Annotated in this window: 19 protein-coding genes; 2 read left to right on the top strand and 17 right to left on the bottom strand. The window is 55.8% G+C overall.

Features of this window, described 5'->3' with window-relative positions; genetic code table 11:
* Positions 1-13 precede the first annotated feature (13 nt).
* Positions 14-742 (bottom strand): dienelactone hydrolase family protein, encoded by a 729-nt coding sequence (locus CJF39_RS20965; RefSeq protein ID WP_094995142.1) that lies wholly within the window; start codon positions 740-742, stop codon positions 14-16.
* 59 nt (positions 743-801) lie between these two features.
* Positions 802-2,706, bottom strand: a complete 1,905-nt coding sequence (gene htpG, locus CJF39_RS20960; protein ID WP_094995141.1) for a molecular chaperone HtpG — start codon at positions 2,704-2,706, stop codon at positions 802-804.
* A 336-nt stretch (positions 2,707-3,042) separates the two neighbouring features.
* Between htpG and CJF39_RS20955 the strand changes: the two genes are divergently transcribed.
* Positions 3,043-3,321 carry a hypothetical protein gene (locus CJF39_RS20955; protein ID WP_094995140.1) on the top strand — a complete coding sequence of 93 codons (279 nt, stop codon included), beginning with the start codon at positions 3,043-3,045 and terminating at the stop codon, positions 3,319-3,321.
* A gap of 67 nt (positions 3,322-3,388) precedes the next feature.
* Here the strand turns inward: CJF39_RS20955 and CJF39_RS20950 are convergent, their stop codons facing one another.
* The 12 genes from CJF39_RS20950 to sdhC form a co-directional block, all read right to left on the bottom strand.
* Positions 3,389-3,790 (bottom strand): MAPEG family protein, encoded by a 402-nt coding sequence (locus CJF39_RS20950; protein WP_094995139.1) that lies wholly within the window; start codon positions 3,788-3,790, stop codon positions 3,389-3,391.
* Positions 3,787-4,527 carry a DUF599 domain-containing protein gene (locus CJF39_RS20945; protein WP_094995138.1) on the bottom strand — a complete coding sequence of 247 codons (741 nt, stop codon included), beginning with the start codon at positions 4,525-4,527 and terminating at the stop codon, positions 3,787-3,789. Before CJF39_RS20945 ends, CJF39_RS20950 begins: the two co-directional genes overlap by 4 nt.
* A gap of 152 nt (positions 4,528-4,679) precedes the next feature.
* Positions 4,680-5,993, bottom strand: a complete 1,314-nt coding sequence (gene brnQ / locus CJF39_RS20940) for a branched-chain amino acid transport system II carrier protein (RefSeq protein ID WP_094995137.1) — start codon at positions 5,991-5,993, stop codon at positions 4,680-4,682.
* A gap of 579 nt (positions 5,994-6,572) precedes the next feature.
* Positions 6,573-7,454 carry a succinate--CoA ligase subunit alpha gene (gene sucD, locus CJF39_RS20935; protein WP_016780174.1) on the bottom strand — a complete coding sequence of 294 codons (882 nt, stop codon included), beginning with the start codon at positions 7,452-7,454 and terminating at the stop codon, positions 6,573-6,575.
* Positions 7,454-8,620 carry an ADP-forming succinate--CoA ligase subunit beta gene (gene sucC, locus CJF39_RS20930; RefSeq protein ID WP_047274270.1) on the bottom strand — a complete coding sequence of 389 codons (1,167 nt, stop codon included), beginning with the start codon at positions 8,618-8,620 and terminating at the stop codon, positions 7,454-7,456. The genes sucD and sucC overlap by 1 nt, the downstream gene beginning before the upstream one ends.
* Before the next feature lie 226 nt (positions 8,621-8,846).
* Entirely contained in the window at positions 8,847-10,283 is a 1,437-nt protein-coding gene (gene lpdA, locus CJF39_RS20925; RefSeq protein ID WP_047274268.1) for a dihydrolipoyl dehydrogenase, read from the bottom strand.
* A 106-nt stretch (positions 10,284-10,389) separates the two neighbouring features.
* A complete protein-coding gene (gene odhB / locus CJF39_RS20920) occupies positions 10,390-11,610 on the bottom strand; it encodes a 2-oxoglutarate dehydrogenase complex dihydrolipoyllysine-residue succinyltransferase (RefSeq protein WP_047274266.1) in 1,221 nt (406 codons plus the stop codon).
* 39 nt (positions 11,611-11,649) lie between these two features.
* Positions 11,650-14,481, bottom strand: coding sequence for a 2-oxoglutarate dehydrogenase E1 component (locus CJF39_RS20915; RefSeq protein WP_094995136.1), 2,832 nt, complete (start codon positions 14,479-14,481; stop codon positions 11,650-11,652).
* Positions 14,482-14,740: 259 nt separating this feature from the next.
* Positions 14,741-15,445 carry a succinate dehydrogenase iron-sulfur subunit gene (locus tag CJF39_RS20910; protein ID WP_047274262.1) on the bottom strand — a complete coding sequence of 235 codons (705 nt, stop codon included), beginning with the start codon at positions 15,443-15,445 and terminating at the stop codon, positions 14,741-14,743.
* An 11-nt stretch (positions 15,446-15,456) separates the two neighbouring features.
* Positions 15,457-17,232, bottom strand: coding sequence for a succinate dehydrogenase flavoprotein subunit (gene sdhA / locus CJF39_RS20905; protein WP_047274260.1), 1,776 nt, complete (start codon positions 17,230-17,232; stop codon positions 15,457-15,459).
* A 3-nt stretch (positions 17,233-17,235) separates the two neighbouring features.
* Positions 17,236-17,604 (bottom strand): succinate dehydrogenase, hydrophobic membrane anchor protein, encoded by a 369-nt coding sequence (sdhD, locus tag CJF39_RS20900; RefSeq protein ID WP_003446906.1) that lies wholly within the window; start codon positions 17,602-17,604, stop codon positions 17,236-17,238.
* Positions 17,598-17,984, bottom strand: coding sequence for a succinate dehydrogenase, cytochrome b556 subunit (sdhC, locus tag CJF39_RS20895; RefSeq protein WP_070411961.1), 387 nt, complete (start codon positions 17,982-17,984; stop codon positions 17,598-17,600). Before sdhC ends, sdhD begins: the two co-directional genes overlap by 7 nt.
* A 351-nt stretch (positions 17,985-18,335) precedes the next feature.
* Between sdhC and gltA the strand changes: the two genes are divergently transcribed.
* Positions 18,336-19,625, top strand: a complete 1,290-nt coding sequence (gene gltA, locus CJF39_RS20890) for a citrate synthase (RefSeq protein ID WP_094995135.1) — start codon at positions 18,336-18,338, stop codon at positions 19,623-19,625.
* 305 nt (positions 19,626-19,930) lie between these two features.
* Here gltA and CJF39_RS20885 read toward each other — a convergent pair whose 3' ends face one another.
* The 3 genes from CJF39_RS20885 to CJF39_RS20875 all read right to left on the bottom strand — a co-directional run bounded on the left by CJF39_RS20885 (position 19,931) and on the right by CJF39_RS20875 (position 22,974).
* Positions 19,931-21,589, bottom strand: coding sequence for a cation acetate symporter (locus CJF39_RS20885; protein ID WP_070411960.1), 1,659 nt, complete (start codon positions 21,587-21,589; stop codon positions 19,931-19,933).
* Positions 21,586-21,897, bottom strand: coding sequence for a DUF485 domain-containing protein (locus CJF39_RS20880; protein ID WP_047274253.1), 312 nt, complete (start codon positions 21,895-21,897; stop codon positions 21,586-21,588). The genes CJF39_RS20885 and CJF39_RS20880 overlap by 4 nt, the downstream gene beginning before the upstream one ends.
* Before the next feature lie 225 nt (positions 21,898-22,122).
* Positions 22,123-22,974 (bottom strand): glycine betaine ABC transporter substrate-binding protein, encoded by an 852-nt coding sequence (locus CJF39_RS20875; RefSeq protein WP_094995134.1) that lies wholly within the window; start codon positions 22,972-22,974, stop codon positions 22,123-22,125.
* Between the last annotated feature and the right edge of the window lie 206 nt (positions 22,975-23,180).

Genomic DNA, 23,180 nt, shown 5'->3' with positions numbered 1-23,180 from the left:
AAGGATCAAGTGGTCAATCCCTGAACACTTCATCCAGCAGGTTATGCATGGCGATGAAGGCGCGCTTGGCGGTTTTCGCGTCATACATCATCTTGCCCGGAACGTTGGCGTGTGGATCTGTGAACGAGTGCACGGCGCCACCGTAGCTGACCAACTGCCAGTCAACGCCTGCTGCATTCATCTCGTTTTCAAAGGCCGGGAGCTGCTCGTTGGGTACCAAGGGGTCGGACGCACCGTGTAGCGCCAGCACCGCCCCTTTGATGCTGTTCGCATCAATGGGGTTAGGCGTATCAAGGGTGCCGTGAAAGGATATGGCGGCTTTGAGCGGTGCACCACCGCGGGCCAGCTCCAGCGAACAACAGCCTCCAAAACAAAAGCCGAAGGTTGCCAATTTGGCGCTGTCGACTTTGGCAAACGAGGTGTTGCGCAAGTTATCGTAAGCGGCCCACATACGTTTGCGCAGCAAGGCACGGTCGTGTTTCAGCGGCATCATCGCAGCGCCCGCCTCATCAGCATTAGCAGGACGTATGCCTTGACCGTACAAGTCGGCAATCAATACCACATAGCCCTGTTCGGCCACGGACTTGGCAATCTCTTCAGCCCCTGCGCCAATGCCCATCCAATTGGGCGCCATGAGCAAGCCCGGCAACGGATCCACTCGGCTTGAGTCATAGGCAAGACGGCCCTCGTAAGGCTGGCCATCGATTTGATAGATCACCGACTGGAGCGTTATAGATTCCATTGAAAACCTCTGAGTTCAAAACAAAAAAAACCCGCCGAAGCGGGTTTTTTATAGACGTCTTACACGGACAACTCAACTAACAACTTATTCAGACGACGGACATAGGCCGCCGGATCTTTCAAGCTGTCGCCAGCCGCCAGTGCTGCTTGATCGAAGAGTATGTGCGACAAGTCGCCAAAACGCTCTTCACTTTGCTCCGCATCCAGTTTCTCGATCAGCGGATGAGCCGGGTTGAATTCGAAGATAGGCTTCGAATCCGGAACTTTCTGTCCGCTGGCTTCCAGAATCTGGCGCATCTGCAAGCCAAGGTCCTGCTCGCCAATCGCCAAAATGGCCGGTGAATCGGTCAGACGGTGCGAAACACGCACTTCACTGACGCTGTCGCCCAATGCCGTCTTGATGCGCTCAACCAGACCTTCTTTAGCCTTGGCCACTTCTTCTGCGGCTTTCTTGTCCTCTTCGGAGTCCAGATTGCCCAGATCAAGGTCGCCACGCGCCACGTCAACAAAGGTTTTGCCGTCAAATTCGCTGAGGTAGCTCATCAGCCACTCATCAATACGGTCGGTCAACAGCAGCACTTCGATGCCTTTCTTGCGGAAGACTTCCAGGTGCGGGCTGTTTTTAACCTGAGCATAGGTTTCACCGGTCAGGTAGTAGATCTTGTCCTGACCTTCCTTGGCACGCTCAAGGTAGTTCGCCAGTGAAACCGTTTGCTCGCCGCCTTCCTCGTGGGTTGAAGCGAAGCGCAGCAGCCCGGCGATTTTTTCTTTGTTGGCGAAATCTTCAGCCGGACCTTCTTTCATCACCTGACCGAAGTTTTTCCAGAAGCCCTGGTATTTCTCAGGCTCGTTTTTCGCCAGTTTTTCCAGCATGTCCAGGACACGCTTGGTCAGCGCCGACTTCATGGAATCGATGATCGGGTCTTTTTGCAGGATTTCACGCGACACATTCAACGACAGGTCGTTGGAGTCGACCACGCCTTTGATAAAACGCAGATACAGCGGCAGGAAGGACTCAGCCTGATCCATGACGAATACGCGCTGTACGTACAGCTTCAGGCCTTTAGGCGCTTCACGTTGGTAGAGATCAAACGGAGCGCGGGCCGGCACATAGAGCAACGAACTGTATTCCAGCTTGCCTTCGACCTTGTTATGGCTCCAGGCCAACGGGTTTTCGAAGTCGTGGGCGATGTGCTTGTAGAACTCCTGATATTCCTCGTCCTTGACTTCAGCGCGAGGTCGAGTCCACAAGGCGCTGGCGCGGTTAACGGTTTCCCATTCCAGCGCAGGTGCTTCTTCGCCTTCTGCGCCAGCCTGCTCTTTAGGCAGTTCGATGGGCAAGGCGATGTGGTCGGAGTATTTTTTAATGATGTTGCGCAGACGCCAGCCATCAGCGAACTCTTCTTCACCGGACTTGAGGTGCAGCACAATTTTGGTACCACGCTCAGGCTTCTCGACAGTAGCAACTTCGAACTCGCCTTCGCCCTTGGACGACCAGTGCACGCCTTCGCTGGCAGGGGTACCGGCACGACGGCTGAACACGTCTACTTTGTCTGCAACGATAAAGGCGGAGTAGAAGCCCACACCGAACTGACCGATCAAGTGCGAATCTTTCTTTTGATCGCCCGAGAGGTTTTTCATGAAATCGGCGGTGCCGGACTTGGCAATCGTGCCCAAGTGGGTAATCACGTCGTCACGGTTCATACCGATGCCGTTGTCTTCAAGGGTGACGGTCTTGGCGTCCTTGTCGAAGCTCACACGGATTTTAAGTTCGTCGCCGCCTTCCAGAAGTTCTGGCTTGGACAGCGCTTCAAAACGTAATTTGTCGACAGCGTCAGAGGCGTTCGAGATCAATTCGCGAAGGAAGATTTCCTTGTTGGAATACAGCGAATGGATCATGAGGTGCAACAGTTGCTTGACCTCGGTCTGGAAGCCCCGGGTTTCCTTTTGAGTTTCCACGCTCATTGTTATAAAACTCCAATTTGATGGCATGAGCCACGCCCTAGAGGGTTGGCGGCGGGATGTCATGAAAGTTGGGGCTGGTACTGAAATTTCAAGGCCTGTGTTTTGAATCTACCCCAGCCCCCTCGTCATTGCGGGTTAACGCACCCGGTTAAGGGCCTCTAAACAGGGCATTACGACGATATTACCGTGCCATGACTAATCTGCTTGGCTTGTCAGTCGGTGACTGCGTAGAATTCGCGCGCGGCGTGCATTTATATATCTGCACACCCAAGGAACTTAAGCTATCGGCCTGTGCTCAAACGGCCGGTAGATATACTCAATAAGGAGAAACACCCCATGCGTAAGACTTTCGCTGTTGCCTTGATGTTGGCTGCTTCCCTCGGTCTCGCTGCTTGCGACAAAAAATCCGAAGATAAAGCACAAGACGCTGCTCAACACTCCGAGCAAGCTCAAGAAAAAATGAATGAAGCACAAGACAAAGTAAACGAAGCTGCAAAAGAGAACGCCGAAGCCGCTAAAGATCAGGCTGAGTCGAACAAAGCCGCTGCTGAAGAAGCCGCTCCGGCTGCTCCAGTTGCACCTGCTGCTACAGAAGCTGCTCCTGCTACCAAGTAATTCATTTACTTGGCTGCAAAAGAAAGCCCGCTCAATGCGGGCTTTACTTTGTCTGCGATTTGCCGAGTCAGACCAACAAACTTTTGAATGCAGGACTCAACATTAACAAGAGTGTGCAAAGCATCCCGACCACCCACGCCAGAGAGCGTTGCAACGCCCTATCAGCCCAGTAACACAGCAAAAACACAATGCGTGCGCACACAAACACAATGGCCAATGTGTCAATTAGCAAACCCTGTGTTTGGGTGGTGTGCGCCATCAATACAGCCGCCGAGAACAGCATGAAGGCTTCAAAACTGTTCTGATGCCCCGCCAGTGCTCGCGCGCCCAGGCCTGTCAAACGCGCCTGTTGTTCACGCGGTAATTGATTGTCATAGCCGCCCTGCTCTTTCATGGCTTTGGCCACGGGCACGCGTGCAATAAAGATCAACAGTGCGCTAATAAAAACACACCAGAAAGGAATACTCATGGGGTTGCGTCCTTGTTTGACTCAGGCAACGGCGCCTCAGTCGGGGTGTAGACCATGACACTCAACACGTCAGAATGAAACTCGCGTCGGTATAAAACCACGACGACACCCGCGCTCATCAGCATAAACAACCACGGGCTGACAAACCACGCCAGCATGGTCATGCCGAAGTAATACGAACGCAGGCCAAAGTTGAACTGGTTGGCTGCCATCGAAATCACTTTGGCCGCGCGCAATGCAAATGCCTTGCGCTCTTGTTCCGCAACATCGCGCTCGCCAATCATGGGCGCCGATCCAATGAGGATGGCGGCAAAGTTGTATTGGCGCATGCACCAGCTGAAGGTAAAGAAGGCATAAACGAATACCAGTGCCAGGCACAACAACTTGATTTCAGACATGCCCTGCGACGCTTGTTGCACCATGGGGATATCCGCCAACAGCGACACCGCCCGCTCCGATGCGCCCAGCACAGTCAGAATACCCGCGAGAATAATCAGGGTGCTGGAGGCAAAAAAGGATGCATTGCGTTCCAGATTGCCAATCACACTCGCGTCGGCAATGCGGTTGTCGCGCAATAGCATGCGGCGCATCCAGTCCTTTCGATACAAGTGCAAGACGCTGGCAAGACAGGCCGTGTCACGCGCTTTCCAGGTGGCATAGCGTGTGTAGCCACCCCAGCACACGACAAACCAGAGTGCGGCTAAAAGATGAGTCCAATTTGACTGAATGAACGACATGGGTTTTCCCGAAGCGCACGTGAGGGTAAGAGTTATGCACGTGCGTTCGACGCTTTAGCCAGCAAAAAGACACGCCCATAAAAAATGCCCTGTATCAAATTGATACAGGGCATTTTCATGTCGTCATTGCCCGCTTGTGGCGGGCTGAATGATTACGCCAGCGCTTCTTGACGCTTGCCCAGCATGCGGTCGCAAATCACCGCACCCAACAGAACCACCAGAGAAGGCACCAGCCACGCCAGCCCTTGCTCACTGAAAGGCATGTTAACCAGTCGATCAGGAATCCAGCCCGCCATGCCAGCCCCTTTAAGGGCATCGATGGAACCGAAGATGAAGGACACCAGCATCACCGGGCCCACGATTCGTGCTTGAGCGTGCCACAAGCCTTTGCAGAAACTCAGCGCCACCAGCACGATGCACGGCGGGTAAATCGCTGTCAGCAATGGAATGGAGAACGCGATCAACTGAGTCAGGCCCAGGTTGGACACCGCCAGCGAGAAGACTGCCAGTATCAACACCAGAGCCTTGTAGGACAGTGGCAGAACAGTACTGAAGTATTCAGCACAGGCGCAGGTCAGACCGACCGCAGTTACGAGGCAGGCCAGTGCAATCAATACCGCCAGAAAACCGCTGCCCAACGAACCAAAGGTGTGTTGTACGTAAGCGTGCAGTACCGCAGCGCCGTTGGTGGCACCCGCAGCCACTTCATGGCTGCCCGAACCGAGACGGAACAGGCTGACATACACCAGCGCCAGGCCCACACCTGCGATCAAACCGGCAATGATTGCATACCGGGTGATCAACTTCGGTGACTCCACACCACGGGAGCGGATGGCATTAACAATGACAATGCCGAATACCAATGCACCCAGCGTGTCCATGGTCAGATAACCATTGATGAACCCTTGGGAGAATGGCGCGGCAACGTATTCCGGGGTTGCCACGCCAATGTCGCCAGCCGGTAACGCAAACGCAGCAATGCCGAGGATCGCCAGCGCGATGATTTTCAGCGGCGCCAGAAAACGCCCTACGGTGTCCAAAAGGCGGCCCGGGTACAGTGAAACGAAGAACACGATAAGGAAGTACACCGAGCTGTAGAGGAACAGCGCCAGCGGGCTTTCACCGGTCAAAGGCGCGAGGCCGACCTCAAACGACACGGTGGCCGTACGCGGGGTCGCGAACAGCGGACCTACCGCCAGGTACGCAACCGCAGCCAGCAAGCCGCCAGCGATTTTACCGATCGGGCTACTCAGCGCATCCATACCGCCGCCGACTTTCGCCAGCGCCACAACGGTGATGACCGGCAAGCCTACAGCCGTGGTCAGAAAGCCCAATGCAGCAATCCAGACATTAGGTCCGGCTTGCAGGCCAACGATCGGCGGGAAAATGATATTGCCAGCCCCAACGAACAGGGCAAACGTCATAAACCCAAGCGCCAGGATGTCCTGGCCTTTCAATACTTTCATTACGGAAATACCACACTACTGAATCGGAATTTAGAGGGGGAATTTCCCGTGCGGATGTGGGAAATGCTGTCGAACTGTATAAGTCCAACCCGTCTAGCGCGTGGCTTCCTTGTGGGATGCGAACGCAGAATTGGCTGTCAGATTACCCATTTTTTTCCTGCAACGCACTGTTGCAGGGCGCTCTGTCCGATGAACGCACGCAGTTGTCGCTTTGATGACATCGAAATTCGCCTTGGTGTGCTTTTCCTACAAGACGAGTCATAACAACCTACGCTTTCAATCACTAATCTGCTGGCAAACCTGCCAACAGGGTGTGCAAGCTTTGGAGCCATTGAAGAGTAGCGCGAGAGAGCATCACAGGTCGTAAGGGTCGTTAAAACGCTATCGCGGGTCTTCGGCTGGGCGCGCAGAAACATGACGGCGCACTAGAACCTCAAGCATTCCGGAACGGCGTCGATCCCGGCTTGCCTATGTGATATCAGCTCTGCCATAGCGCTTTTCAATGCACCGGAGCCTGAACGCACAAAGGCCACCCGAAGGTGGCCTTTGCCTGGTGTAACAGTCAGCTAAGCCAATGGCTTATTTGATTGCCCAGCCAGTCAGCTCGGACAACGCCTTGCCGATGTCTGCCAGCGAACGCACGGTTTTAACGCCTGCGTCTTCCAGAGCAGCAAACTTCTCGTCTGCAGTGCCCTTACCGCCAGAGATGATTGCGCCAGCATGGCCCATGCGCTTGCCTGCAGGGGCAGTCACACCAGCGATGTAGGAAACAACCGGCTTGGTCACGTTTGCCTTGATGTAAGCAGCCGCTTCTTCTTCAGCCGAACCGCCGATCTCACCGATCATAACGATCGCTTCGGTCTTCGGGTCTTCCTGGAACAGCTTCAGAATGTCGATGAAGTTGGAACCAGGAATCGGGTCACCACCGATGCCCACGCAAGTCGACTGACCGAAACCGGCGTCAGTAGTCTGCTTGACAGCTTCGTAAGTCAGGGTGCCGGAACGCGACACGATGCCTACTTTGCCTGGCAAGTGGATGTGACCTGGCATGATGCCGATCTTGCATTCGCCCGGCGTGATCACGCCTGGGCAGTTAGGGCCGATCAGGGTCACGCCCAGCTCGTCGCACTTAACTTTAGCGTCCAGCATGTCCAGGGTAGGAATGCCTTCAGTGATGCACACGATCAGTTTGATGCCACCGAACGCTGCTTCAAGGATAGAGTCCTTGCAAAACGGAGCCGGTACGTAAATAACGCTGGCAGTTGCACCCGTAGCCGCAACAGCTTCTTTTACGGTGTTGAAAACAGGCAGGTCCAGGTGAGTGGTACCGCCTTTGCCCGGCGTAACGCCACCGACCATTTTGGTGCCGTACTCAATGGCTTGCTGGGTGTGGAAGCTACCCTGCGAACCGGTGATGCCCTGGCAGATAACCTTGGTGTCTTTATTGATCAGGACGCTCATTACTTGCCCTCCGCAGCTTTGACAACTTGTTGAGCAGCGTCGGTCAAGCTGGTAGCAGCGATGATGTTCAAGCCGCTTTCTGCCAGTACTTTAGCGCCCAGTTCAGCGTTGTTGCCTTCAAGGCGCACAACCACCGGGATTTTAACGCCGACTTCTTTCACTGCACCGATGATGCCTTCGGCAATCATGTCGCAACGAACGATGCCGCCGAAGATGTTGACCAGTACTGCTGCAACATTGCTGTCGGACAGAATGATCTTGAACGCTTCAGTTACGCGTTCTTTGGTAGCACCGCCGCCAACGTCGAGGAAGTTGGCTGGCTTGCCGCCATGCAGGTTGACGATGTCCATGGTGCCCATGGCCAGGCCGGCACCGTTAACCATGCAGCCGATGTTACCTTCCAGCGCTACGTAGTTCAGTTCGAACTGGGCAGCGTGCGCTTCGCGCGGATCGTCCTGGGACGGATCGTGGAAAGTCTTCAGCTTAGGCTGGCGGTACATGGCGTTAGCGTCGATGTTGATTTTCGCATCGAGGCAGTGCAGATCGCCGTCAGTCTTGATGACCAGCGGGTTCACTTCCAGCAGGGCCAGATCGTGGTCCTGGAACAGTTTGGCCAAACCAACGAAGATCTTGGCGAACTGGGAAACCTGCTTGCCTTCCAGACCCAGCTGGAAAGCCAGCTCACGACCCTGGAATGGCTGAGCGCCAACCAGTGGATCGATCGTGGCTTTAAGAATTTTTTCAGGCGTATCGTGAGCGATTTTCTCGATGTCCACGCCACCTTCGGTGGAAGCCATGAACACGATACGGCGGCTCGAACGGTCAACGACAGCGCCCAGGTACAGCTCTTTAGCGATATCAGTGCACGATTCAACCAGGATCTTGGTGACCGGCTGACCATTGGCGTCAGTCTGGTAGGTCACCAGACGCTTGCCCAACCACTGTTGTGCGAATGCTTTAGCGTCTTCTTTGCTGCGAACCAGCTTTACACCGCCCGCTTTACCGCGACCACCTGCGTGAACCTGGGCTTTTACAACCCATTCGGTTCCGCCGATTTTGTCGCATGCTTCTGCGGCCGCTTCCGGGGTATCTACTGCATAACCCTTGGATACTGGCAGGCCGTATTCAGCGAACAGCTGCTTACCCTGATACTCGTGAAGATTCATGCTTTTTACCGTCTTCGTTAGGTACTGCGCATTCGGCGCTGCACTTTTATTAGTGCCGCACCACCTGTGACTGCTGCTTGCACTGTTTCGACAAACCCGACACCCGCGTGGGCGGAGTCGGGCCTGATTGAAACGGGACAAGACTGCGTCCGGCGGAAGTTCCGCGGTGAGGCTTGCGAGCAAGGCTCACGACGGGCAAACCGCCGTGGTTTCTTATTGTCTGGTCTTAACGTTTCTTACGGTTGGCAATGTGGATGGCGCCGCCATTCACTGCCAGCGCTGCTTCGTGCAACGCTTCGGACAAGGTTGGATGGGAGAAAACCATCATGCCCAAGTCCTCGGCACTGGTGCCGAACTCCATACCGATAGCGCCCTGCTGTACCAGCTCTGCAGCGCTCGGGCCAATCACGTGGACGCCCAGTACGCGGTCAGTTTTGGCATCAGCAATGACTTTTACAAAGCCACCGGTGTCGTTTGCTGCCATGGCACGGCCACTGGCTGCGAACGGGAAGGTGCCGACGTTAACTTCAACGCCTTCAGCTTTCAAGGCCTGTTCGGTTTTACCGACCCACGCGATCTCCGGGTGCGTGTAAATAACCGATGGAATCAGGTCGTAGTTCATCTCGGTCTTGTGACCTTTGATGCGCTCGACAACCATGATGCCTTCTTCGGAAGCCTTGTGAGCCAGCATCATGCCGCGCACCACGTCACCAATGGCGTAGACGCCCGGTACGCTGGTGGCGCAATGATCGTCAACAAACACGAAACCGCGTTCGTCAATGGTCACGCCGCTGTCGGCTGCCAGCAGCTCGGTGGTCACCGGACGGCGGCCTACCGCTACGATCAGCTTGTCGAAGGTAATGGTCTGTTCGCCGTTGGCGTCGGTGTAGGTCACAACGACTTCTTCGCCGTTCACCTTGGAACCGGTTACGCGGGCGCCCAGCTTGATGTCCAGACCTTGTTTGGTCAGGGTTTTGTAGGCTTCCTTGGACACAGCAGCATCCGCCGCCATCAGGAACGTATCCAGGGCTTCCAAAACAGTGACCTGAGCCCCCAGACGCGACCATACCGAACCCAGTTCCAGGCCGATTACGCCAGCGCCGATTACGCCAAGACGCTTGGGTACGGACTGGAATTCCAGGGCGCCAGTCGAATCAACGATTACGTTGTTGTCCACTGGAGCCGGTGGAATGTCGATCGGACGCGAACCCGAAGCCAGAATCACGTTCTCAGCTTCGATGATTTCGACGCTGCCGTCAGGCTTGGTCAGTTCAACTTTCTTGCCGGCCAGCAATTTGCCGTGACCTTGCAAGGACGTCACGCCATTTGCCTTGAACAGGGTCGCAACACCGGAAGTCAGACCTTTAACGATGTTGGCCTTGCGGCCTACCATCGCCGGCACGTCCATCTTCACTTCACCGGTGCTGATACCGTGGATGGCGAACGCATCCTTGGCTTCGTGGTACTTCCAGGAGCTGTCCAGCAGCGCCTTGGATGGAATGCAGCCAACGTTCAGGCACGTACCGCCCAGCGCCAGTTTGCCTTCCTTGTCGGTGTATTTTTCGATGCAAGCAGTCGAAAGGCCCAGTTGAGCGGCCTTGATGGCTGCAACGTAGCCACCAGGGCCCGCACCAATCACTACAACGTCAAATTTCTGAGACATGTAAAAGAATCCTCTTTTAGCGACAAGCTTCAAGCCGCGAGCTGCAAGCCAAAGCCAGGCCGCGAACGACACAAGGCTTCAGACTTGCAGCTCATGGCTGCTTCTATCAGATATCCAGCAGCAGACGCGCCGGATCTTCCAGCAGGTTTTTGATTGCTACCAGGAAACTTACAGCTTCTTTGCCGTCGATCAAGCGGTGATCGTAAGACAGAGCCAGGTACATCATCGGACGGATGACCACCTGACCGTTGACGGCCATAGGACGCTGAAGGATGTTGTGCATGCCCAGGATCGCAGCTTGCGGCGGGTTAACGATCGGGGTCGACATCATCGAACCGAACGTACCACCGTTTGTGATCGTGAACGTGCCGCCGGTCATTTCATCAATCGACAGCTTGCCGTCACGGGCTTTCTTGCCGTAGGCAGCGATGCCGCCTTCGATTTCAGCCAGGCTCATCAGCTCTGCATTACGCAGAACAGGAACCACCAGGCCGCGGTCGCTGGAGACGGCAACGCCGATGTCTGCGTAGCCGTGGTAAACGATGTCGGAACCGTCGATAGATGCGTTGACAGCCGGGAAGCGTTTCAGCGCCTCAGTGGCGGCCTTCACGAAGAACGACATGAAGCCCAGACGCACGCCGTTGTGGGACTTCTCGAACAGGTCCTTGTACTTCGAACGCAGTGCCATGATTTCAGTCATGTCCACTTCGTTGAAGGTGGTCAGCATCGCCATGTTGGACTGCGCTTCAACCAGACGCTTGGCCACAGTGGCACGAACGCGGGTCATTGGAACGCGTTTTTCAACACGGTCGCCAGCAGCGAATACCGGTGCAGTTGCAGCCGGTGCAGCGGCTTTGGCAGGTGCGGCAGCAGGAGCAGCTTTTTTGGCCGCTACAGCAGCAACAACGTCTTCCTTGGTCACACGACCACCTTTGCCAGTACCGGCAACGGAAGCAATGTTGATGCCGTTTTCTTCAGCGATTTTACGAGCCGCCGGTGCAGCGATCGGGTCATCTTCGCCATCGGCAGCAGGTGCAGCGGCTTGAGCGGCAGGAGCAGCGGCAGCCGGTGCAGCAGGAGCAGCAGCGCCGCCTTCAACGATGGAGCCCAGTACTTCGTCGGACAGAACGGTGTCGCCTTCGTTCTTAACGATTGCGCCCAGTACGCCATCAGCAGTGGCCAGTACTTCCAGCACAACTTTGTCGGTCTCGATGTCAACGATCAGGTCGTCACGCTTTACAGCGTCGCCCGGTTGCTTGTGCCAGGTGGCAACGGTGCCGTCGGCAACCGATTCCGGAAAAGTTGGGGCTTTAATCTCGATAGCCATGTTCGTGGTTCCTTTAATTCGGTTCAGTGCGCGAAGGCGTTAAACAGTAAACGCATCTTGCAACAGTTTGGCCTGTTGCTCGGCGTGCATCGATGCATAACCACAAGCAGGTGCAGCAGAAGCGTCACGGCCCGCGTACTCAAGTACGAGCGACTTGTCGTGACCGCCAATGATGCGGCGCATGTGATGCTGGCTGCAGTACCAGGCACCCTGGTTCATCGGCTCTTCCTGACACCACACTATGTGTTTCAGGTTTTTGTACGGAGCCAGGACTTCAATCAAGTCGTCCTCAGGGAACGGATACAGCTGCTCAAGACGCACGATGGCGATGTCTTCACGACCTTCGGCACGGCGTTTTTCCAACAGGTCATAGTAGACCTTGCCGCTACACAGCACGATGCGCTCGACTTTCGCGGGATCCTGCGCGTCGATTTCCGGGATAACGGTCTGGAACGAACCTTCTGCCAGATCTTCCAGGGTCGAGACGGCCAGCTTGTGGCGTAGCAACGACTTCGGCGTCAGAACCACCAGCGGCTTGCGCAGCGGACGGATAACCTGACGGCGCAGCAGATGGTAGATCTGTGCCGGCGTGGTCGGTACGCATACCTGAATGTTGTGTTCGGCGCACAGCTGCAGGTAACGCTCAAGACGTGCCGAGGAGTGCTCAGGGCCCTGACCTTCATAACCGTGTGGCAGCAACATAGTCAGACCGCACAGGCGACCCCACTTGTGCTCGCCGCTGGTGATGAACTGGTCGATAACGACCTGCGCACCGTTGGCGAAGTCGCCGAACTGGGCTTCCCAGATCACCAGCGCGTTTGGCGTGGTGGTCGAGTAACCGTATTCAAACGCCAATACCGCTTCTTCCGACAGCAACGAGTCGTACAGATCAAAGCGAGGCTGACCTTCGTACAGGTGCTGCAGCGGAATGTAGGTGCTGGCGTCTTTCTGGTTGTGCAACACGGCGTGACGGTGCGAGAACGTACCGCGACCGATGTCCTGACCCGTCATGCGGATCGGGTGACCTTCGAACGCCAGGGTCGCGTATGCCATGGTTTCGGCATAACCCCAGTTGATCGGCAGGCCGCCGGCTTGCATTTTTTGACGGTCTTCGTAGATCTTCGACACCTGGCGCTGCATGACGAAGCCTTCTGGGATTTCCAGCAGCTTGGCCGACAGTTCTTGCAGGGTTTTCAGATCAAAACGCGTGTCATGGCGCGCTGTCCAGGCATGGCCCAGGTACGGACGCCAGTCTACGAACAGCTCTTTGTTTGGCTCTTTGACCAGACTCTTCACAACATGCAGACCGTTGTCCAGCGCGTTGCGGTATTCGTCGATCTTGGCCTGAACGCGATCTGCGTCAACCACACCTTCCTGAGTCAGACGATCGGCATACAGTTCACGCGTGGTGCGCTGTTTGGCGATCTGCTGATACATCAGCGGCTGGGTGCCGTTTGGCTCGTCGGCCTCGTTGTGACCGCGACGGCGGTAGCAGAACAGGTCGATCACGACGTCACGCTTGAACTGCATGCGGTAGTCGATGGCCAGTTGAGTCACGAACATGACGGCTTCAGGGTCATCACCATTCACATGGAGAATCGGCGCCTGGATCATTTTCGCAACGTCGGTGCAGTACTCGGTCGAACGCGAGTCCAGCGGGTTGCTGATGGTGAAGCCCACCTGGTTGTTAATCACCAGGTGTACGGTGCCGCCGGTCTTGAAGCCGCGTGTTTGCGACATCTGGAAGGTTTCCATGACCACGCCCTGACCTGCGAATGCAGCATCACCGTGGATGGAAATCGGCAGAACCTTGTCGCCCGCCTTGTCGTTACGACGATCCTGGCGTGCACGTACAGACCCTTCAACCACCGGAGAAACGATTTCCAGGTGGGACGGGTTAAACGCCATTGCCAGGTGAACTTCGCCACCGGAGGTCATGACGTTGGAGGAGAAGCCCTGGTGGTATTTAACGTCACCGGAACCCAGCTCGATCTTTTTCTTGCCTTCGAACTCGTCGAACAACTCGCGCGGGTTTTTACCGAAGGTGTTCACCAGGACGTTCAGACGACCACGGTGGGCCATGCCGATGACGATTTCCTTGGTGCCGTAGTTGCCCGAACGCTGGATCAGCTCGTCTAGCAATGGAATCAGGCTCTCGCCGCCTTCCAGACCGAAACGCTTGGTGCCCGGGTATTTGGTCCCCAGGTATTTTTCCAGACCTTCGGCAGCCGTGACGCGCTCAAGCAGATGGCTTTTGACTTCAGCCGAATACGTTGGGCGGCCGCGCACGCTTTCGAGGCGCTGTTCAAACCAGTGGCGCTGCTCGGAATCGACGATGTGCGTGAACTCTGCGCCAATGGTGCGGCAATATGTCTGCTGCAACGCTTCGAGAATTTCGCGTAGGCTCGCTTCCTCTTTGCCGATGTACAGGTCGCCGGCACGGAAGGTCGTATCAAGATCGGCATTGGTCAAGCCGTAATGATTGATCGACAGGTCTGCAGGTGCAGGACGCTGCCACAGCCCCAGCGGATCAAGCTGGGCTGCCTGGTGGCCGCGCATCCGATAGGCCTGGATCAATCGCAGCACTTCAACCTGCTTCTTCTCGTGCTCACTGCTCACGCTCCCGGCGGAAACCGGTTGGGCGCGGCGCTGGTTCTTTGCCAGCAGTACGAAATGATCGCGGATTGTGGAGTGCGAAACATCGTTGGCAGAGTTGCCGTCAGTCGGCAACGTCTGAAATTTGGTGCGCCATTCTTCTGGCACAGCGTTAGGGTCGTGCAGGTAGAGCTCGTAGAGCTCTTCCACATAGGCAGCGTTACCACCTGAAAGATAGCCGCTGTTCCACATGCGCTGCATCACGCTTTCTTGCATGCTTGGTCACCCTCGGTTAGGGGACACCATCGACGAGAACACCAGAGCATGCTTGAGAAAGTCCGAATACAGCGACTAAAACAAGCCACTTAGGATCACGCTGATAGTCCGGGTACCAGCCCGGATGCCCCTGCTGGTCTCATTTCTTCAAAATAAGAGCCGCAACTTTGTGAGCTGCTGCTCAGGTTAAAACTACGGCGCCGGTTGAAGCCTGCGCCGTAGCATCTTCGGTTACAGCGATCTACGGTATAGCGGTGTATCAGACGCCGCTTTGCAGCAGCATGCTACGCACGTGGCCGATGGCCTTAGTCGGGTTCAGACCTTTAGGGCACACGTTTACGCAGTTCATGATCCCGCGGCAGCGGAATACGCTGAACGGGTCATCCAGTGAAGCCAGACGCTCGCTGGTCTTGGTGTCACGGCTGTCAGCCAGGAAACGGTAGGCTTGCAGCAGTGCAGCAGGGCCCAGGAACTTGTCCGGGTTCCACCAGAAGGACGGGCACGAAGTCGAGCAGCAAGCACACAGGATGCACTCGTACAGACCGTCGAGCTTTTCACGCTCTTCTGGCGATTGCAGACGCTCGATGGCCGGGGCCGGCGTATCGTTCTGCAGGAATGGCTTCACCTTCTCGTATTGCTTGTAGAAGATGCTCATGTCGACGACCAGGTCACGGATAACCGGCAAACCTGGCAGAGGACGGATCACCAACTTGTTACCTTTTACGACAGCGGACAGTGGCGTTACGCACGCCAGACCGTTTTTGCCGTTGATGTTCATGCCGTCCGAGCCACAAACGCCCTCGCGGCAAGAGCGACGATAGGAGAAACCTTCGTCCTGCTCTTTGATCAGGGCCAGAACGTCCAGCACCATCAAGTCTTTACCATTGGTATTGACCTGGAACTCTTGCATGAACGGTGCAGCGTCCTGATCCGGGTTGTAGCGATAAACACTGACTTTCAACATATCGGCCACCCTTAGTAAGTACGAACCATTGGCTGGAAGGTCGGAACGGTTTTCGGCGAGAAATTCACCGCACGCTTGGCTACGCGCTTCTCACCCGGGAAATACAGGGTGTGGCACAGCCAGTTAACGTCGTCACGATCTTCGTAGTCTTCACGGGCGTGAGCACCGCGCGATTCTTTACGGGTTTCAGCAGCGATTGCAGTGGCTTCTGCCACTTCAAGCAGGTTTTGCAGCTCAAGTGCTTCGATACGGGCCGTGTTGAACGCCTGGCTCTTATCGTTGATTTTCACGTTGGCGATGCGCTTGCGCAGCTCTTGCAGCTGGGCAATACCCTTCTGCATGTATTCACCGGTACGGAATACACCGAAGTAGTTCTGCATGCAGCTTTGCAGCTCTTTACGCAGGGTTGCCACGTCTTCGCCATCAGTGCGCGAGTTCAAGCCATCCAGACGCGCCAGAGCAGCGTCGATATCAGCCTGACGTGGGCGAGCGTAATCAACGCCTTCTTTCAGGGTCTGCTCAAGGAACAGGCCAGCAGCACGACCGAACACCACCAGGTCGAGCAGCGAGTTGCCGCCCAGACGGTTGGCGCCGTGAACCGATACGCAAGCCACTTCACCGACCGCGAACAGGCCAGGAATGATTGCGTCGTTGCCTTCAGCGTCCTGAGTAATTGCCTGACCATGAATGTTGGTGGCAACACCACCCATCATGTAGTGGCAAGTAGGAACGACTGGAACTGGCGCCAGAACCGGGTCGACGTGCGCAAACGTTTTGGACAGTTCGCAGATGCCTGGCAGACGGCTGTGCAGAACTTCTTCACCGAGGTGATCAAGTTTCAGCATCACGTGGTCGCCATCCGGACCGCAACCGTTACCCGCGATGATTTCTTTAACCATCGAGCGAGCGACTACGTCACGGCCAGCAAGGTCTTTGGCGTTCGGAGCATAACGCTCCATGAAACGCTCGCCGTGCTTGTTGATCAGGTAACCACCTTCACCACGGCAACCTTCTGTAACCAGTACACCCGCGCCGGCGATGCCGGTTGGGTGGAACTGCCACATTTCGATGTCCTGCACCGGAACGCCTGCGCGCAGTGCCATGCCAATACCGTCACCGGTGTTGATCAGTGCGTTGGTGGTCGAGGAGTAAATACGGCCCGCACCGCCAGTCGCCAGTACGGTCGCATTAGCGCGAACGTAAGAGGTTTCACCGGTTTCAATGCAGATGACGATCATGCCAACAAAGGCGCCGTCTTCGTTTTTCACCAGATCCACACCGTAGTATTCGTTCAGGAATACAGTGCCAGCCTTGAGGTTGGCCTGGTACAGGGTGTGCAACAGTGCGTGGCCGGTACGGTCCGCCGCAGCGCAAGTACGTGCCGCCTGGCCGCCCTTGCCGAAATCCTTCGACTGACCGCCGAAAGGACGCTGGTAAATACGGCCCTGCTCGGTACGGGAGAACGGCAAGCCCATGTGCTCAAGTTCAAACACGGCTTCCGGACCTACGGAACACATGTATTCGATAGCGTCCTGGTCACCGATGTAGTCGGAGCCCTTGACGGTATCGTACATGTGCCAGCGCCAGTCATCGTTCGGGTCTGCAGACGCGATGGCGCAAGTGATGCCACCCTGAGCCGATACGGTATGTGAACGGGTCGGGAAGACTTTGGTAATTACAGCAGTCTTGTGACCGCCTTGTGCCAGCTGCAGAGCAGCACGCATGCCAGCACCGCCGCCGCCTACAATAATGGCGTCGAACGAAAGTGTATTAACTGTGTTAGCCATGACTCAGATACCCCAAAGAATCTGCACACCCCAGACGAAGTAAGCGAACATTGCAACGCCGCATACTGCCTGGAAGAGGAAACGTACTGCTGTCGCGGACTTGCCCAGCGCCATTGGCGTGAGGTAGTCAGTCGCGATGGTCCACATGCCGACCCAGGCGTGAGCGCCGAGTGCAACAAGGGCCAGCAGGCTGAAGATACGCATCCAGTTGCTTGCGAACAGCTCATGCCATTGGGCGTAGCCAATGCCTGGGTTCGCAACGAGGTACCCGATCAGGAAGATGAAATAAGCCGCTAGAACGACCGCAGACACACGCTGTGCCATCCAGTCATAGAGGCCCGAACGCGACAGGTTCGTAACGCTGGTTACCATATCCAAACTCCCGCCAGAACGATCATCACCACGGAAATGACGATTACGATTTTCGAGCCCAGTTTGCCGCCTTCCAGCGTCTCACCGATGCCCATGTCCATGATCAAATGGCGAATACCTGCCACCAGGTGGTACAGCAAGGCAGATAGCAGGCCCCACGCAACGAATTTGGCCAGCGGACTGGTCAAGCATGCCTTCACCTCGGCAAAACCTTCTTCCGAACCCAGGGATTTGCTCAATGCATAAAGCATGATGCCCAGGCCGAGAAAGAGAATGATGCCCGATACACGGTGCAGAAATGACGTAACGCCGGTAATGGGGAGTTTGATGGTCCTTAGGTCTAGGTTTACAGGTCGTTGGCTATTCACGGCTTTTTTCACACTGAAGAGCCCCTAACAATCAGGGCAAGTTTGTTGGGATGTGCACTGGTCAGGTACCCACCACCCAGGGAGTGACGACCCCCATCTAAACGGGCCCAAAAGCCCCTGGCGGTCGGCTGCCGAGTATAGACAGTTAGGTCACTAATGACAACGCAATCACCTCCCCCTAATAGCGCATTGCAATGCAGCTACAAAAGGCGTAAACGGCAGGGATAATCGTTAAAAAACGCTCCTGAAAGCCTTGTACAGCAAGACTTTAGGCAAATTGACATTCAAATTTATCTCACTATAGTGGTGCGGGCCCTGCGTGGGGGGTCTGTCTGATGATTTCAAGCATAAATAGGAGGCCACATGGCTGACAAAAAAGCGCAGTTGATCATCGAGGGCGCAGCCCCCGTCGAGCTGCCCATTTTAACTGGCACCGTGGGTCCCGATGTAATCGATGTGCGAGGCCTCACGGCCACGGGCCGGTTCACATTTGACCCTGGCTTCATGTCGACCGCGTCCTGCGAGTCGAAGATCACCTATATTGATGGTGACAACGGTATCCTGCTGCACCGCGGCTACCCGATCGAACAACTGGCCGAACACTCTGACTACCTTGAAACCGCTTACCTGCTGCTGAACGGCGAACTGCCGACCGCAGAGCAGAAAGCCCAGTTCGTCAGCACCGTCAAGAACCACACCATGGTTCACGAACAGCTAAAGACCTTCTTCAACGGCTTCCGTCGCGACGCCCACCCGATGGCCGTCATGTGCGGCGTAGTTGGCGCCCTGTCTGCCTTCTACCACGACTCCCTCGACATCAATAACCCGCAGCATCGCGAAATTTCCGCGATCCGCCTGGTTGCCAAGATGCCGACCCTGGCCGCAATGGTTTACAAGTACTCCATGGGCCAACCCATGATGTACCCACGTAACGACCTGAGCTACGCCGAAAACTTCCTGCACATGATGTTCAACACACCGTGCGAGATCAAACCGATCAGCCCGGTACTGGCCAAGGCCATGGATAAGATCTTTATCCTGCACGCCGACCACGAACAGAATGCCTCGACTTCCACCGTACGCCTGGCAGGCTCCTCGGGTGCCAACCCGTTCGCCTGTATTGCTGCGGGCATCGCCGCACTGTGGGGCCCTGCCCACGGCGGCGCCAACGAAGCCGTGCTGACCATGCTCGACGAAATTGGCGATGTCTCCAACATCGACAAGTTCATCGCCAAGGCCAAGGACAAAAACGATCCGTTCAAACTGATGGGCTTCGGTCACCGCGTTTACAAAAACCGTGACCCGCGCGCAACGGTCATGAAAAAGACCTGCGACGAAGTTCTCAAAGAGCTGGGCATCCAGAACGATCCGCAACTCGAACTGGCCATGCGCCTGGAAGAGATCGCCCTGACCGACCCGTACTTCATCGAGCGCTCGCTGTACCCGAACGTCGACTTCTACTCGGGGATCATCCTCAAGGCGATCGGTATTCCAACCAGCATGTTCACCGTGATCTTCGCCCTGTCGCGCACCGTAGGCTGGATCTCGCACTGGAAAGAAATGCTCTCCAGCCCGTACAAAATCGGCCGTCCGCGCCAGCTGTACACCGGTTACGAGCAGCGTGACCTGACCAAACTCGAAGACCGCAAGTAAGCGCCTGCCCAACGACAGCGCTCTGCCTGCAACGAATACGGCCTCTATCTGATAGAGGCCGTATTTTTTTGCCCGCAAGCCGCACACCAAGATCACGCTAAGCGCCCTGTAATCATTGCCAAGACAGGCAACTACGATCACAGCCCTGGACACCCGGCCGCTTGACGAATCACGCTAACCGTCCCCCACAAGCTCCGGTTTGCCACATCGGACGCGCTGCCCCCCCCCCCTTTCTGTGATGCACAAAAAATCCCCCTGCCTTTCGACAGAGGGATTTTTCAGTAGCCCAGCCTTACATTATTTTCTTAGTGCGACACCGCCCCGCTCGCCCCCAGGCCCGTCTGCGAACGCACAAACTGAGGGAAGAACAACGCACGCTCTTTCTCTGCCGACTTGGACTTGTCAGTGATCGAGAAGAACCAGATCCCCACAAACGCAATGATCATGGAGAACAGCGCCGGATACTCGTAAGGGAAGATGGCTTTTTCATGATGAAGGATCTGCACCCAAATGGTCGGACCCAGAATCATCAAGCCGACTGCGCTTACCAGCCCCAGCCAACCACCAATCATTGCACCGCGCGTGGTCAGGTTTTTCCAGTACATGGAAAGCAGCAACACGGGGAAGTTACAACTGGCTGCGATGGAGAACGCCAGGCCCACCATGAACGCAATGTTCTGGCTTTCAAACAAGATGCCAAGGCCAATCGCCAGCACGCCGAGGGCGATGGTGGTGATTTTCGAGACACGAATCTCGTCCTTGTCGTTTGCCTTGCCCTTTTTAATGACGCTGGCATACAAGTCGTGAGACACCGCCGAAGCACCTGCCAACGTCAGGCCCGCGACCACCGCCAGAATCGTTGCAAAAGCGACGGCGGAAATGAAGCCCAGGAAGATACTGCCGCCCACGGCATCGGCCAAATGCACAGCCGCCATGTTATTGCCGCCCAGCAGCGCGCCTGCCGCGTCTTTAAACGCAGGGTTCGTGCTGACAAGAATGATCGCGCCGAACCCGATGATGAACGTCAGAATGTAGAAGTAACCAATGAAGCCAGTCGCATAGAGCACGCTCTTACGGGCTTCCTTGGCATCACTCACGGTGAAGAAGCGCATCAGAATGTGCGGCAGACCGGCAGTACCGAACATCAGTGCCAGACCGAGGGAGAACGCCGAGATCGGATCTTTGACCAGACCGCCCGGGCTCATGATGGCTTCACCTTTAGGATGAACCTGCACCGCTTCGGCAAACAGCGAGTTGAAGTCGAAGTTGACGTGTTTCATGACCATCACAGCCATGAACGTTGCACCGGACAACAACAGCACGGCTTTGATGATCTGTACCCACGTGGTGGCCAGCATGCCACCGAACAGCACATACAGGCACATCAGGATGCCCACCAAGATCACCGCAACGTGGTAATCGAGACCGAACAGCAACTGGATCAGCTTGCCCGCACCGACCATCTGGGCGATCAGGTAAAAAGCCACCACCACCAGCGATCCGCAGGCCGACAGGGAGCGGATCTGAGTCTGCCCAAGACGGTAGGACGCCACGTCGGCAAAGGTGTACTTGCCCAAGTTACGCAGACGTTCCGCAATCAGGAACAGGATGATGGGCCAGCCCACCAAAAAGCCGATGGAATAAATCAGGCCATCGTAGCCAGAGGTGTACACCAGCGCGGAAATACCCAGAAAGGACGCGGCCGACATGTAGTCACCCGCAATCGCCAGACCGTTCTGAAAACCGGTGATCTTGCCGCCCGCGGCGTAGTAGTCCGCCGCCGACTTGTTACGCTTGGAGGCCCAATACGTAATGCACAGTGTTGCACCTACGAACACCACAAACATGATGATCGCTGACACGTTAAGGGGTTGCTTCTGCACTTCACCGGTCAGGGCCTCGCCCGCCCAGACGCCAGAAGACAAGGCTGCCAGGCCCAGTGTTGCCAATAGACGCCGGATCATTGCGCAGCCTCCTTGAGAATTGCATTGTTCAGGTCGTCAAACTCGCCATTGGCCCGGTGGATATAAATAGCTGTCAGCACAAAGGCTGAAACAATCAGCCCGACACCAATCGGTATTCCCCAAGTAATGGACGAACCGGGGCTCAATTTCGCCCCCATGATGTGCGACCCGTAGGCAATCAACAGGATAAAGCCGGCATATAACCCAAGCATGATCGCCGATAGAATCCAGGCGAAACGCTCTCTTTTTTTGACCAGCTCCTTGAAACGGGGGCTGTTTTGAATCGTGAGGTAAATGCTGTCGTTCATTATTTTTGTCCTCGCAGCACAGATGAGATGGAACGATTTCACTATTAGGGGGCTTGAATTTCTAAGCCAGACGACTTTAGTAGTAGAACCGTCTTCCACTGTAGCCCCCGGTTTATCTGGCCTGCATGGAAGTTGACATCATTTTGCCTACCCCAGAAACGCAAAAACCGCCTGACGCACGCATCAGGCGGTTACGCAAACACCGAGCTAGACACCTCGCTGTTTTTATTGAGTCCACGCAGCTACTCGATCGGGGTGCTTGGCTACCCACTCCCGAGCCGCCACTTCTGGCTTCTCACCTTCCTGTATGGCCAGCATCACTTCGCCAATTTCGTCTTTCGATGCCCACTGGAATTTTTTCAAAAAGGCCGCCACCTCCGGTGCTTTGCTGTCCAGCGCTTTGCTGCCAACACTGTTAACGGTTTCTGCGGCCCCGTAGACCTGCTTTGGGTCATCCAGAAAGCGCAGTTTCCATTTGGCAAACATCCAGTGCGGCACCCACCCAGTGACCACCACCGGCTGTTCTTTGGCATAAGCCCGCCCAAGCTCTGACGTCATGGCCGCGCCGGAACTGGCTTGCAGTTTATAACCAAGGCCGTAATCCTTGATCGCCTGGTCCGTTTTGAGCATGACACCAGACCCCGCATCAATCCCGACTATTTTCTGTTGATAACCCTTGTCCTCTTTAAGATCGGCAATTGACGTGGCTTCAACATAGTCAGGCACGATCAAACCGATTTTTGCGTCCTTAAAGTTGGGCCCGTAATCCACCACCTTGTCCTTATTCTTCGCCCAATACTCGCCATGGGTGACCGGCAACCAGGCGGACAACATAGCGTCCAGCTTGCCGGTGGCCACGCCCTGCCACATGATCCCGGTCGCCACCGGCATCAACTTCACGTCATAGCCCAATTTCTGCTTAATCACTTCTGCGGCCACATGGGTTGTGGCCACACTGTCCGACCACCCATCGACGTAACCTATATTAAGTGTAGGTTTCGCCTGCGCGCAGACTGCGCCCGCCCCCAAAGCCAGCACCAAAGCAGCCCCCACACTCAAGCGTCGTCGCATCGTCATCAATGAATCCTCACCGTGTAGTGCCCGACGGGTGCCGGACCGCTTGAACCCGTAGCTCGATGATCAACCTCTGAATCACTGCAACCTGCTCTGACGGCGACCTCAAGCCAGCTGCAAGCGACATGCGCTTAGGGAATCTCCGAACAAGTTTTCAAATGTGCTGAAATACGCCTGACCACCTGATCCGAGCCGCCTATGAGCCAGAT

The sequence above is a fragment of the Pseudomonas lundensis genome, from assembly GCF_002269125.1.
In the GTDB taxonomy this organism is placed as follows: Bacteria; Pseudomonadota; Gammaproteobacteria; order Pseudomonadales; family Pseudomonadaceae; genus Aquipseudomonas; species Aquipseudomonas lundensis_A.
This window is presented reverse-complemented; position numbering and strand designations above follow the sequence as displayed.

Coding starts and splice junctions, on each gene's coding strand:
- CJF39_RS20965 (WP_094995142.1), bottom strand. CDS start 742: ATGGAATCTATAACGCTCCAGTCGGTGATCTATCAAATCGATGGCCAG.
- htpG (WP_094995141.1), bottom strand. CDS start 2,706: ATGAGCGTGGAAACTCAAAAGGAAACCCGGGGCTTCCAGACCGAGGTC.
- CJF39_RS20955 (WP_094995140.1), top strand. CDS start 3,043: ATGCGTAAGACTTTCGCTGTTGCCTTGATGTTGGCTGCTTCCCTCGGT.
- CJF39_RS20950 (WP_094995139.1), bottom strand. CDS start 3,790: ATGAGTATTCCTTTCTGGTGTGTTTTTATTAGCGCACTGTTGATCTTT.
- CJF39_RS20945 (WP_094995138.1), bottom strand. CDS start 4,527: ATGTCGTTCATTCAGTCAAATTGGACTCATCTTTTAGCCGCACTCTGG.
- brnQ (WP_094995137.1), bottom strand. CDS start 5,993: ATGAAAGTATTGAAAGGCCAGGACATCCTGGCGCTTGGGTTTATGACG.
- sucD (WP_016780174.1), bottom strand. CDS start 7,454: ATGAGCGTCCTGATCAATAAAGACACCAAGGTTATCTGCCAGGGCATC.
- sucC (WP_047274270.1), bottom strand. CDS start 8,620: ATGAATCTTCACGAGTATCAGGGTAAGCAGCTGTTCGCTGAATACGGC.
- lpdA (WP_047274268.1), bottom strand. CDS start 10,283: ATGTCTCAGAAATTTGACGTTGTAGTGATTGGTGCGGGCCCTGGTGGC.
- odhB (WP_047274266.1), bottom strand. CDS start 11,610: ATGGCTATCGAGATTAAAGCCCCAACTTTTCCGGAATCGGTTGCCGAC.
- CJF39_RS20915 (WP_094995136.1), bottom strand. CDS start 14,481: ATGCAAGAAAGCGTGATGCAGCGCATGTGGAACAGCGGCTATCTTTCA.
- CJF39_RS20910 (WP_047274262.1), bottom strand. CDS start 15,445: ATGTTGAAAGTCAGTGTTTATCGCTACAACCCGGATCAGGACGCTGCA.
- sdhA (WP_047274260.1), bottom strand. CDS start 17,232: ATGGCTAACACAGTTAATACACTTTCGTTCGACGCCATTATTGTAGGC.
- sdhD (WP_003446906.1), bottom strand. CDS start 17,604: ATGGTAACCAGCGTTACGAACCTGTCGCGTTCGGGCCTCTATGACTGG.
- gltA (WP_094995135.1), top strand. CDS start 18,336: ATGGCTGACAAAAAAGCGCAGTTGATCATCGAGGGCGCAGCCCCCGTC.
- CJF39_RS20885 (WP_070411960.1), bottom strand. CDS start 21,589: ATGATCCGGCGTCTATTGGCAACACTGGGCCTGGCAGCCTTGTCTTCT.
- CJF39_RS20880 (WP_047274253.1), bottom strand. CDS start 21,897: ATGAACGACAGCATTTACCTCACGATTCAAAACAGCCCCCGTTTCAAG.
- CJF39_RS20875 (WP_094995134.1), bottom strand. CDS start 22,974: ATGACGATGCGACGACGCTTGAGTGTGGGGGCTGCTTTGGTGCTGGCT.